General features: G+C 36.2%; 5 protein-coding genes and 1 pseudogene. All 6 read right to left on the reverse strand.

What is annotated here, in order from left to right:
• Window positions 1–112: 112 nt before the first annotated feature.
• Window positions 113–1,630, reverse strand: a complete 1,518-nt coding sequence (locus tag AO58_RS0102410) for a flotillin family protein (protein ID WP_024980175.1) — start codon at window positions 1,628–1,630, stop codon at window positions 113–115.
• 12 nt (window positions 1,631–1,642) lie between these two features.
• Complete coding sequence (locus tag AO58_RS0102415; RefSeq protein WP_024980176.1) at window positions 1,643–2,200, reverse strand: NfeD family protein; 558 nt, start codon at window positions 2,198–2,200, stop codon at window positions 1,643–1,645.
• A gap of 151 nt (window positions 2,201–2,351) precedes the next feature.
• Window positions 2,352–2,582: pseudogene (locus AO58_RS0102420) on the reverse strand (hypothetical protein); the annotation flags it as partial.
• Between the two features lie 46 nt (window positions 2,583–2,628).
• The gene (locus AO58_RS0102425; RefSeq protein WP_074917578.1) at window positions 2,629–5,649 is read right to left on the reverse strand and encodes a cadherin-like domain-containing protein; all 3,021 of its coding nucleotides are present in this window, start codon (window positions 5,647–5,649) and stop codon (window positions 2,629–2,631) included.
• A gap of 2 nt (window positions 5,650–5,651) precedes the next feature.
• Window positions 5,652–9,728 (reverse strand): S8 family serine peptidase, encoded by a 4,077-nt coding sequence (locus AO58_RS17515; protein ID WP_024980179.1) that lies wholly within the window; start codon window positions 9,726–9,728, stop codon window positions 5,652–5,654.
• Between the two features lie 478 nt (window positions 9,729–10,206).
• On the reverse strand, window positions 10,207–13,647 hold the full coding sequence (locus tag AO58_RS0102435) for a methylmalonyl-CoA mutase family protein (protein WP_024980180.1): 3,441 nt from the start codon (window positions 13,645–13,647) through the stop codon (window positions 10,207–10,209).
• Between the last annotated feature and the right edge of the window lie 113 nt (window positions 13,648–13,760).

The raw sequence follows: 13,760 nt of genomic DNA on the forward strand, positions 1-13,760 counted from the left end.
CTACAAAAAAGGTAGCTTTCTTAAATTTTGAAAGCTGCCTTTTTGTTTGAAATCCAGTTTTCGAACCTACATTGAGAACATTTTATTCAATTAAATTCTTGGATAAGATGAATTATACTTCTTTTTCTGTTGAAGAATCGATCGTATGTACTGACTCTTTCGGGTCGTTTTCACCTTTTAAATAGGTAGGTAAATTCAATCCTGCCATATTGAATAAATCATTCAATGGCGGAACGGTTTTCATCATTCCTGATACAAAATTGGCAGTAGACCCATTGCCATCAGCATTGTTTCCAGAATCCCAAACGGTGATTTTATCAATTTTAATATTTTTAACGGCTTCCACTTGTGTTTTTACCAATTCTGGTAATTTCTCAATTAATAGCAATTGGAATGCTTTGGTTGGATCGCCACCTGCAGCACTTACCACTTCACGATATCCTTCGGCTTGCTTAGTCAAAATTTCATAAAGACCTTTAGCCTCTGCTTCCATTTTTGCAAAAATAGCATCAGCCTCCCCTTTGGCCAATTCCCTGGTTTTTTCAGCTTCTGCTTGTGCATCAATCACTGCTTTTTGCTTAGCAATTTCAGCTGGAATCACCACGTTGGCATTTTGAGTAGAACGTTCTCTTTCCGCACGTGCTGTCTCTGCTTTTTGTTCGGCTACGTAAGATTCTTCGAGCGCTTTGGCTTGTTGTACTTTTTCGGATGCCAATGCAATACGAAGCGCTTCTGCTTCTTTCTCTCTTCTAGCGGCTTCAGATTGAGCGATAGCAATTTTAGCCTCATTTTCCCCTTGAATCGCAATAGCATTTGCTTCTGAAGTAGCTACACGAGTATCTCTTAGCGCTTCTGCCTTACCAATACTTTCGTCTTTAAAAGCAGCCGCAATACTTACCTCACGATCTTTATTAGTAATCGCAATTTTCACATCACGATCTCTATGAGTTTCTGCAATTTGAACGTCTTTTTCACGATCAGCCATTGCTTTACCTGTTTCTCCAATCTTTTCTTGCTCTGCTACAGAAATCTTAGCTTCGTTAATCGCTTTGGCTGCTGCTTCTTTTCCTAAAGCTTCAATATAACCAGACTCATCTTTGATATCGGTTACGTTAACGTTAATCAGTTTTAAACCAATTTTCTTTAATTCAGAGTCCACATTTTTAGAGATGTTATCCAAAAATTTATCACGATCTGAGTTGATTTCTTCAATGGTCATGGTGGCAATAACCAAACGCAATTGTCCGAATAAGATGTCTTTAGCCAATTCTTGAATTTGTTCTGGTGCCAAACCTAATAAACGCTCGGCAGCCGTATTCATACTATCGGCTTCTGTAGAAATGGCAATGGTAAAACGACAAGGCACATCGACTCTAATGTTTTGTCTCGAAAGGGCATTGGTCAAATTGGCTTCGATAGAAATAGGCTTTAAATCTAAGAACGAATAATCCTGAATAACAGGCCAAATAAAGGCTCCTCCACCGTGCACGCACTTGGCAGAAGTCCCACCAGTTTTTCCATAAATAACTAAAATTTTGTCCGAAGGACATCTTTTGTAGCGAGAAATCAAAGCAACAAAAGTTACAAATAGCACGATAGCGGCTACAACAATAATAATGATTTGTGACATATAAATAAGAAATTAGATTTTTTCGACAACAACTAAATGGTCTTCTACACCGACTACTTTTACGGTACTACCAGAGGGCAGTTTTTCTGTAGAAAAGGTAATAGCATCCAATTCATGAAACGCACCATTGACACTCACTTGAATTTTGCCCTTACCTGATTTAGCTTCAGGAATGGTTAAATACACTTCGGCAGTTTTATGAAGGGTGTTTTCAAGTTTAAAACTATTATCCTCCGAAAGTTTTAAAATTTGCTTGATCAACAAAAAGAACAGCCCCACAAAAAGCACACCCACAACAACAGCAATTCCAATTAAGATCATTTTGTTGCTGATACTTTGATAAAAGGAAATTCCTGTCCAACTGAATCCTAATAAAAAATTGATCAAGTTTCGAAGTGTAAATACCTCAAATGGCATATCACCATCTATGCCTTCGGTATCAGCATCGGCTTCAGCACCGCTTAATCCCACAAAGGTGGTAATAGTTTGTAATAGAAAAAAAATGCTTACCGGTAAAGCAATATACCAGAAAGCCTTAAGAAGTGGTTCATAATTTTCTAGAAAATCCATAATTGTTAAGTTAGTTTAACAATTATACGATTACTTTTTATAAAGGTTACAAAAAATTCTGGAATTTAATTAAAATATAACTTTTGCTACAAAACAAAAAAAAGACTGCCTAACGAAAGACAGTCTTTATATCAATTTTAAAAGTGTAGGATTACATATTTCTTCTGTACTGTCCACCTACTTCAAACAAGGAAGCGGTAATTTGCCCTAAAGAACATACTTTTGTTGCTTCCATCAAATGATCGAAGATGTTTTCATTCTTAATAGCTGCTTCCTGTAAGGTTTTCAAATGTTTGGCAACCAAATCTGCATTGGCTTTTTGCAAATTATTCAACATGGTGATTTGGTATTGCTTTTCTTCTTCGGTAGCTCGAATTACTTTTGGCATTGTCACTATTTATTTAACTACTTTCAGAAAACGACAATAGTTATATCTTAATTATTTTTTTTGAAATACTCCCTTTCGATGTAAATATTCTTAAAAAATAATTTCCAGCAGCAAAACTTTGAAACGGAATTACATTTGTACTATATCGCCCTACCAATTCCCCTGAACTATTATACAATTCAATTTTTTCCAAAACCAATTCTTCAGGTATTGCGATTTCAACAATATCTCTTGTTGGATTTGGATGCGCTACGACTTCGATTGTTTTTTCATAGGAATCTGTTGATAGATTTTTTGTAATTGAAATTGACACTATCACAACATTACTATTCCTGTATCCATCATTTGCTTGATAAGTAAAACTATCCGAAGTTGTTTCAGAACCGTTGTGAACATAAGTAAAAGTTCCGTTACTGTTCAAAGTCAAAGTTCCATTGCTTACACCAGATACCAAGACCGCACCAAGTGGATTGTTTTCGGCCTCGGTATCGTTGGCCAAAACACTAATTGCACCTCCAACAAGAGTAGTTGCTGTGCCTGCTTCAACCACTGTGATTTGATCGGCAACCGCTATTGGAGCATCATTCGCTGGGCTAACTGTAATAGTAACTGTAATTGTGTTGCTATTTAATTTTCCATCATTTGTTTGATAAGTAAAACTATCCGAAGTTGTTTCAGAACCGTTGTGAACATAACTGAATGTTCCGTTACTGTTCAAAGTCAAAGTTCCATTGCTTACACCAGATACCAAGACCGCACTAAGTGGATTGTTTTCTGCATCGGTATCGTTGGTCAACACACTAGCTGCACCTCCAACTAGAGTAGTTGCTGCACCTGCTTCGGCTACTGTGATTTGATCGGCAATTGCTATTGGAACATCATTCACTGGACTAACTGTTATGCTAACTGTAACTGTGTTGCTATTTAAATTTCCATCATTTACTTGATAAGTAAAACTGTCTGAAGTTGTTTCAGAACCATTGTGTACATAATTGAATGTACCGTTGCTGTTCAAAGTCAAAGTACCGTTGCTTACACCTGATACCAAGACCGCACTAAGTAGATTGTTTTCGGCATCGGTATCATTGGTCAACACACTAGTTGCACCTCCAACAAGAGTAGTTACTGTGCCTGCTTCGGCAACTGCGATTTGATCGGCAACCGCTATTGGCGCGTCATTGAGTGTTATTTTCCCTTCCTCTAATGCTATACTAGCGATATTTTGATTTGAAGTGTTACTTAAAATAACGTTGGAATAAACAAAAAAATAATTCCTGGAACTGAGATTAGCATTTAAAAACACAGGGAAGTTTAATATTGATTCACTACCTGCACTTATAGATGCACTAGAGAAACTATATAACAAAATCCTATATTTATTTCCACTTAATAATGAAGCCGACACATTAAAACCTGCTGACCTCGCTGTAGTTGTGAGATTTGAGGATTGTAAGATAAAACCAGAAGGAAGTTCAACGTCAAACTGTACAGCTCTTACGGCATCATTATTCTTGAGTAGGATTGAAAAATTATTCAATTGATTTTTAATCCCCACTTGGTTTTGAATCATTACATAATTAGGAGAAAAAACAGAAGCCTGAACATTTACTATTTTTTGTAAATCGGGACCGTTATATCTAAAAGAAATTGTTTCAGAAAAAGAACCATTATTCGTTGGCTTATATTTGAGCTCCACCATTTTACTTGCACCGGGTAAAATCTCAATTGGCAAAGGCGTGCTAATGACCATTTGGCTAGAAGAGGTTACGATCGAATCTATAATCAGAAGCGAAGAACCTGTATTATATAAAGTCACATCAGTTGTTCTTGATTCTGTAATAGGAATGTTTCCGTAAGAGATGGAATTAGTGCTTAAACTTAGATTTGATGCGCTAATTTGTATAGAACCATTGAATGCATCCGACACAATATTACCCAATGTGGTACTGGAAAGTATCGGGTTGGAAATACTCAAATTATAAATCCCAGACGATACCGCGGGTTTTAATTTGAATCGAAACAATTCGCCATTGTTTCCATTGAACTCTTTGTTTGAACTTGAAAATGCGATAAACCGCAAGGTATTCCCATTTACAACAGAAGCACTAATACTATGACCATTAAACCGTGAGGATTGTATAACAGAATTATTCACATAGGCGATATCAGCGGGAAGCAAGACGTCTAATTGAAAACCATTAAAAGCTTCCATATTATTGACATAAACAGGAATCTCAATTTCGGTATTAATAGTGCCACTGCCGTTACCAATATGAATTTCATTAACAGCATAAACTGTTGAACTTAAGGCAATAGTTTGTATGTTTCTGATCGGATCTGGGTCATTATTTTGAAACCCAAGATGCAACGTGGTATTTATTTTGGTAGCGGTATTTAACCCAACTGTTAATTTTTTGGTTTCGTTTGGACTTATGCTAACAGGATACGTATCAAGAACAGCAAAAGGTGCAATCGAGGAATTTCCGCTAAGTACCAAAGGGAGATTGCCGGTGTTTTGAATCGAAATTTGGCGTGTTGGAGTACTCCCAATTGGAGTTTTACCAAAATCTATACTGTTGCTCAAAAGGCTGAGCATCGGGCCTTTTACTACAACATTTTGATTGCTACCTGTGATAGGAATCCCAGCCCCTAGTGGAGAGGACCCAATTACATTACTGAAACTACAATTAAAAGTACCCGCTACCGTTTTGGATTTCATTTTAAGATGCACCAATTGACCTAAGCTCTGATTTAAGACTGCGTTGGATGCCGAATAAATGATAACTCGTATTATTCCAGGCGACGGTTTGCTTACGGAAAGGGAATGGTTAGGGGCCATACTAGTTAAAACATGACCGCTCAATAATTCAATTGCAGTTGCATTGTAATTCAGGTCAAATTGCAAAGCAGCAATATTATCTTGATTTTGCAATGAAATGCTTATCTCAAAATCAGAACCAGTTCCCACTTCAACAGCTTGAAAGGAAAGCGTATTTTGAGCAAATAATGTTGATGGCACTAAATTGACGAAGACCAGTAAGAAAAATAGTTTACATTTCATTGTTATTTTTTAACAATTATTTTTTTAACAATTCTATCTTTTAGCTCTCCATTCCTCTCCACATCCATGACCAAAATATACACATTGCTGCTAAGATTGTTCAATTCTAGATTGGCCGTGCCATAACCAGAGGTGTTTTTAAAATTACCTTGATTCCATACTTTTTGACCTAATAAATCAAAAACACTGAATGAAACGGCATCCATCTTTTCTGGCAAGTAGTATTCTATGTTCACTGTTCCTTTGGTTGGATTAGGAGACAGACTAGTGATAACAGAAAAATTAGTTTGCAAAGGTGCGTTAATGTCAGGTATTGCGTTTTTATTGTATAGTGCATTTAGTTTGCTACCATTTGGTGTTCCTACCACTGCTTTGCTAATATCTAAATCTCCTCCTACAGCCGCATTTTTGGTTAAAAGCTTGGTTTTTCCAGCCGGAATCGTAGTACCATTAAAACTATAGATCATAATAACTTTTTGATTGTCTTGTGGATAAGCAATCGATTCAAAACCAGAAACGGCAGCTGATTTTGTATAATCGAAATCAGCATTGAACGCAAGTTGGACACCTCCTATTGCTTTTTTTGATTCCACATACAAATCATTTCCTTCCCAATAAAACAATGCCTCACCAATCGCTTCTTTAGAGTAAAAGGTGATGTTGTTTTTGGCAGACGCTGTTTTTCCTGTTTTAGGTTTTAAAATGATATCAACTGTTCCTACAATGTCTAAAACATTAATGGATTGGTCTGCATTGACATCGGCTGCTTTGAAGATAAAAGGAGTAGGGTTGTTCCCCAAAATATAATCCACAGACTGCACTAAATCCATTACATTCACATCGAAATCACCATTACCGTCTCCGAGCTTAGAGGTCAGTGGACTAGAAGCCACCACCTTCGAATAATCGGTTTCTTCTAAATTGGTTCTAAGAATTTTATATTGGTAGTAATAGTTTTGCCCTTCTACCACATCAAAGTCAGTATAGGTTGCGGTTGGAATAAGGTTTTGGTTAATTTTTACTGGATCTGTAAAAGAGCCATCTGTATTGGCTTTATAACGATACATATTGTACCCCAAAACATCTTCGAGTACAGTATCGGTTGGCGCTTCCCAATCTAAGGCAACCTTCCCCAATCCCGGAGTAGCTTCAAAACCTACAGAAGCTGAACCAGCACTTTGCACCAACATATTGAACCTGTAATCCTCAACAGGAATATCAAAATAATCCAAATCTCTGGCACCTTCTACTCGTATCCTATTGATTCCATCAGCAGCACCAATTTTCACTTCGTGTGTCACGCTGTAAATTTTACCATCAGGTGACCATGTGCCTTTTTCTGCAATAATTTTTTGGTTGTATGGTTCTCTTACTCCATAACTTATTTGGGGCGGATAATTAGTATCCATTGCTCTGTTAAAATAGATGTCAAATTGATGCGTACCTATTCCTACTGGATCTATTTGCTCATACTCATCTTGGGCATCTTTTCCATTTACTAGCACCTTCCAAACTATACCATGGTTTTCTTCATAAGGGATTTTGGAAATAGTACTCATATTCATTAGACCAGAATAACTTGAATAGTTCAGTACATCTCTTACCTCTCTTCTATACTTAGATGGGTCTGATGTGCCCAAATAAGCAGAAATTGGCTTTGTGGTTCTATCAGAATTAATATCAAAAGAAAGTACATTGTCAAATATATTTAATTCACTAAAATAATTATAATCTTGATTAAAAAGAATTCCTGCATAATCTGGATTGTTCTTTATTATATTTAAATTACTACCTCTAACTGATAGGTTATATCCCAAACGCAAAGTCTTATTATAATAAAAATTACTTTTGGAAAAAATGGTATTATAACTATAAATTAAAAATTGGAAAAAACTTGATGCAACTAATAAATTGGAAGCGTTTATATTTCTTGAATTACTCCCAAAAAGAGAACTTGAAGATACACCTTTAAATGTAACAAAATCTAATATTGAGGCATTTGGATTATCACTCAAAAATTCAAATCCAGACCAGAAATTTGCCTCATTTTGAAAAGTAATTACTCCTTCTCTATTGCCTAAAGCAACGATGCGAGAACTATCAAATAAAGAAATTTTCTTGTTGTCGGAAATTAGAATAGTAGTCCCGGGTTCAATAGTTATTGTCGCATTTTCTGAAAAAATGACATTGTCGGACACCAAGTATTCCTTATTGGCGTACAAAGTCATATCTTTATTGATAATCCCAAATAAAAGAATAGAATTCTTTACAGTAATCACATATTCCGTAGAAGTTAGAAACTCTTTATTTGGGCCCGACCACACTTTTAGAGCAAATTTGATATTGACATTATTGGCTACATTGGAAGCAATTTGTATTTTCAAGGCTTTTGTTAAGTCTTGCAGGCTTGCATAGGCCGTTATGGAGCCAATAGCGATTTCGGGTACTAGAATAGTGGCTTTGGATTGGTCTTCAAATTCAGCAAATTCAATCCCTACTCTCACATCATTAGTAGGACCCCAGTAGTTTTTAATGAGTGGAAAAACATCCACAATTTCATTCGGTTCCAAGAAGCCATTTCCATTTTGCCCATTGCTATTGTCCTTGTTGATAGCAGACAAAACTTTCAATTCGGGCGTTGGAGTAACCTCCATAGCTGCTTTGAAGTTCACAAACGAAGCCGATGTATTTATTAAATTACCAAACAACAATTCTTTACTATCGTTCGGTTTTTGTTGCAAGTATAATGCAATACCACCAGAAACCAAAGGAGCGGCCATAGAAGTACCTGTCAAAGAACGATATCCTCCATTGGGTACCGTACTCATGATCCCAGAGCCCGGAGCCTTAACTTCATAATTTAACAAATTAGGATAGCTCGAAAAGATGGATCCATCTTGATCATAGTTTGAATATTGAGCGATGTCTTGCGTTCCCAAAACAAAAGAGTACGCCCCAGGGTAAAATGGAACTCCTGGTAACTTATCTGGGCATAGACCAGGACCTATGCAACTTGCATTATTCCCTGCTGCCCCAACCAATACACTAGTGGCATAGGCATTTTCTAAGGCATTACGTAAGGTTATCGATTCAGCAAAAGAACCAAAACTCATGTTAATGATAGTTGCACCATTAATACTAGCATATTGCACAGCTAAAGCAATGGTGCTTGCATTTCCCTCACCATTACTTTGAAAAACTTTTAGAGGCATCAGTTTGACATTCCATGCAGCACCGGCCACTCCAAGATTGTTGCCACCTACTGCACCAGCTATTCCTGCCACGTGCGTCCCATGCATATTATCATCAAGTGGCGCATTATCATTATTGATAAAATCCCAGCCTCGTATATCGTCTATAAACCCATTGCCGTCATCGTCAAATCCAGCAATACCATTCAACTCTTTGGTATTTATCCAGATATTAGGTTCCAAATCAGGGTGGTTGTAATCGACTCCTGTGTCCAAAATGGCAATAGTTTGGGAACCATTACCTGTACCATAGGTATCCCAAACTTCGTTAAGGTGTATTGCAGCAATGTTCGATTGTTGGCTAAACAAAGGGTCGTTTGGAGTGACAAGTGTAGTTGTTGCTTTTGTATTTTTTAAATCGGCTTCAGTATAGATTTTCGAATCAACTGTAAAGTCATTTACACTATAGTTATAATCCGGTTCGGCATACTCTACATTTGGATTTGCTTTAAGATTTTCCGCAAGCGCTAAAACATTCTCTTGTTTGTCTTTTAAATCGAGTACAAAAGTATTTTTTAAAGAATGTACTTCCTTTAATCTACTGTCTTTAAAACCCGCTTGTTTTCGCATCGTGCTTTTTTCAACAGACTGCTGGTTAAACATAACAGTTGTTGTAGCTACTTTATTTTCAATCCCTAGAAGCTTACCTATGTTTTCACTAGTAGCTCCTACACCTTTACTTGTATAGGAAATTTTCGCATTAACATTGTCTTTTAATTTTACGATGATCTTTCCCGGAGTAAAATTCATCATATCCTGACGTGGATCATGTTTTTGTGACCAGATACACTGAGAAACCAAAAACATTAGCAATAAAGTTTTTTTCATAATAAAAGATAATTCAAAAAAAATTACACAACACCTTGACTAACAAAACATTAAAAGTTTTGTTTTTTTTTAGTAAATTGAAATAAATTTAACGAAATTTATGTTAAAATTTAACGATAAAGCAAATATAATTAATTAGTTTGATTTTAACACACAGACTTCATCAAACATCATATTTTAGTCCACTTAATCTCAACGACATATACCACATTATACTCAAAAAAATCACAAACCAATTTTAGACATAATTATATTGATGCGTAGTTAAAATTCAAAACACAACTAAATTAAATTTTAATAAAAAACAATGATTCAATAAGGTATTGACTAGAATTACAATTAATTTTCACACATTAAAAACAGACTCTGTTCCAAAAAGAGCATGTATACTAGTATTAGATTTTAAAATCTATTTAAAATACAAAAAGAAAGGCTGTCAGTATTGACAGCCTTTCTTTTTGTATTTCAATAAATAGGATTACATATTTCTTCTGTACTGTCCACCTACTTCAAACAAAGAAGCCGTAATTTGCCCTAAAGAACATACTTTTGTTGCTTCCATCAAATGATCGAAGATATTTTCATTCTTAATAGCTGCTTCCTGTAAGGTTTTCAAATGTTGGGCAACCAAATCTGCATTGGCTTTTTGCAAATTATTCAACATGGTGATTTGGTATTGCTTTTCTTCTTCGGTAGCTCGAATCACTTCCGCTGGAATTACCGTTGGAGATCCTTTAGAACTTAAAAATGTGTTTACCCCAATAATTGGAAACTCACCTGTATGTTTCAATGTTTCGTAATACAAACTTTCTTCTTGAATTTTAGAACGTTGGTACATGGTTTCCATAGCTCCAAGCACTCCACCACGCTCTGTAATTCTATCAAATTCTTGTAAAACGGCTGCTTCCACCAAATCAGTTAATTCTTCGATGATAAAAGCACCTTGAATTGGATTCTCATTTTTAGCCAAACCTAACTCTTTATTAATAATCAACTGAATAGCCATAGCTCTACGCACCGATTCTTCAGTTGGCGTTGTAATAGCTTCGTCATACGCATTGGTATGCAAAGAGTTACAGTTATCATAAATCGCATACAAAGCCTGTAAAGTCGTACGAATATCATTGAAATCAATTTCTTGAGCATGCAAAGAACGCCCTGAAGTTTGAATATGGTATTTCAACATCTGAGCTCTTTCGTTGGCACCATATTTATTTTTCAAAGCTTTCGCCCAAATTCTTCTGGCAACACGTCCGATAACTGCATATTCTGGATCTACACCATTCGAGAAAAAGAACGATAAATTTGGTCCAAAATCATTGATGTTCATTCCTCTACTCAAGTAATATTCTACATAAGTAAAACCATTGGCCAAAGTAAAAGCCAATTGCGTAATAGGATTAGCTCCAGCCTCGGCAATATGATAGCCTGAAATTGAAACCGAATAAAAGTTTCGGACATTTTTCGCAATGAAATATTCCTGAACGTCACCCATTAGTCGCAACGCAAACTCCGTAGAGAAAATACAAGTGTTTTGTGCTTGGTCTTCTTTTAAAATATCCGCTTGAACGGTACCACGAACTTGCGCTAATGTTTTGGCTTTTATTTCATTATAAATTTCCAATGGCAACACTTGATCCCCTGTTACTCCCAAAAGTAGTAATCCTAGACCACTATTACCTTCTGGTAAATCACCTTGATATTTTGGACGCTCTACTCCTTTTTCTTGGTAAATCGCTTTTATCTTAGCTTCCACTTCATCCACCAAATCATTCTGCTTGATATACATCTCACATTGTTGATCGATAGCAGCATTCATAAAGAATCCAAGCAACATTGGCGCTGGTCCATTGATGGTCATACTCACCGAAGTCATAGCGTGCACCAAATCAAAACCAGAATACAGTTTTTTAGCATCATCCAAGCAACAAATAGAAACTCCTGCATTTCCGATTTTACCATAAATATCAGGACGAATGTGTGGATCGTTTCCGTACAAAGTCACACTATCAAAAGCAGTAGATAATCTTTTCGCTGGTAAACCTGCACTTACATAATGAAAACGTTTATTCGTTCGCTCTGGTCCACCTTCACCTGCAAACATTCGGGAAGGATCCTCCCCTTCGCGTTTGAAAGGATACAATCCTGCAGTAAATGGAAATTCTCCTGGAACATTTTCTTGTAAACACCAACGCAAAATATCACCCCAAGCTTTATACTTTGGCAAAGCAACTTTGGGTATTTGTGAATGCGACAAACTCTCGGTATGCGTCGCCATTTTGATTTCACGATCTCTAACTTTAAAGGTATAGACTGGATTTTTATACTTATTTACTTTTTCATTCCAAGTCAGAATCATTTCCCAATTGTAAGGATCTAAATCCATTTTTACTTTGTCGAATTGATTCAAAAGTAAATTCAAAAAGATGCGGTTTTCATCTAACCCTTTCAGAGTTTCAAACTCTGAAAGGGTTTCATCAATTCCAGCTTTATTGAGTTCTGGCTTCTTATTAGAAACCGTTTCGATTGTTTTATAAATTCCGTATAACTTTTGAGCCACTTGCTCTTGACTCAAAGCGGTTTCATCATATTTACGGTTGTTCTCTGCTATTTCAGATAAATAACGAGTACGATGTGGTGGAATGACAAAAATTTTCTCACTCATTTCACGAGTAATCTCGAAAGTCGATTTTAAGTCCGAACTCGTTTTGGCTACAATTTTATCCATAATCGATTTGTAGAGCGTGTTCATTCCTGGATCGTTAAACTGAGAAGCAATCGTTCCAAAAACCGGCATTTCATCTGGATTTACATCCCATAAATTATGATTGCGTTGGTATTGTTTTTTCACATCTCTAAGCGCATCCAAAGCACCACGCTTGTCGAATTTATTCAAGGCCACTAAATCGGCAAAATCAAGCATGTCAATTTTTTCCAATTGCGTAGCTGCACCAAACTCAGGTGTCATTACGTATAAAGAAACATCTGAATGATCCATAATTTCAGTATCCGATTGTCCGATTCCTGAAGTTTCTAAAATAATAATATCGTATTTCGCCGCCTTAAGCACCTGAATTGCTTCGGCTACATATTTAGATAAAGCCAAATTAGATTGACGTGTCGCCAACGAACGCATATAAACTCGAGGATTATTGATTGCATTCATACGAATTCTATCGCCTAACAAGGCGCCACCTGTTTTACGTTTTGATGGATCTACAGAGATTAATCCAATGGTTTTCTCTGGAAAATCAATTAAAAAACGACGAACCAATTCATCTACCAAAGAGGATTTTCCTGCACCACCAGTTCCTGTGATTCCTAGAACGGGAATTTTAGAAGTTTCATTTTTAGTATGAATTGTATCAAAAACTGGTTTTGCAATTTCTGGAAAATTCTCAGCCGCCGAAATTAATCTCGCAATAGCAGTTGGTGTTTTATCTTCAATTAATTCTAATTCATTGGTTAATTGATTGCCAATAGCAAAATCAGAACGTTCCACCAAATCATTAATCATGCCTTGCAAACCCATTGCGCGACCATCATCTGGAGAATAAATTCTGGTGATACCGTACTGATGTAATTCTTCAATTTCTGAAGGCAAAATAACGCCTCCGCCTCCACCAAAAATCTTGATATGTCCTGCTCCTTTTTCCTGAAGCAAATCATACATATATTTAAAATACTCATTGTGTCCACCTTGATAAGAAGTCATTGCAATCGCATTAGCATCCTCTTGAATGGCGGTATTCACCACTTCTTCTACGCTTCGATCGTGACCTAAATGAATTACCTCCACTCCAGTTGACTGAATAATACGACGCATAATATTTATAGCGGCATCATGACCGTCAAAGAGTGAGGCTGCGGTAACAATTCTTACTTTATTAACAGGAATATAAGGTTTTTGTGGTTCCATTTTATGAATATGATAATTAATAGCGCCAAATTACACATTTTTTAAAATAAAAATTAGCATTTTATTGAATTACTATAAAACAACTAAATGCTGCTATTTCTTAAAAAAAATAA

The organism is Flavobacterium succinicans LMG 10402 (assembly GCF_000611675.1).
Classification (GTDB): Bacteria; Bacteroidota; Bacteroidia; order Flavobacteriales; family Flavobacteriaceae; genus Flavobacterium; species Flavobacterium succinicans.

Coding starts and splice junctions, on each gene's coding strand:
- AO58_RS0102410 (WP_024980175.1), bottom strand. CDS start 1,630: ATGTCACAAATCATTATTATTGTTGTAGCCGCTATCGTGCTATTTGTA.
- AO58_RS0102415 (WP_024980176.1), bottom strand. CDS start 2,200: ATGGATTTTCTAGAAAATTATGAACCACTTCTTAAGGCTTTCTGGTAT.
- AO58_RS0102425 (WP_074917578.1), bottom strand. CDS start 5,649: ATGAAATGTAAACTATTTTTCTTACTGGTCTTCGTCAATTTAGTGCCA.
- AO58_RS17515 (WP_024980179.1), bottom strand. CDS start 9,728: ATGAAAAAAACTTTATTGCTAATGTTTTTGGTTTCTCAGTGTATCTGG.
- AO58_RS0102435 (WP_024980180.1), bottom strand. CDS start 13,647: ATGGAACCACAAAAACCTTATATTCCTGTTAATAAAGTAAGAATTGTT.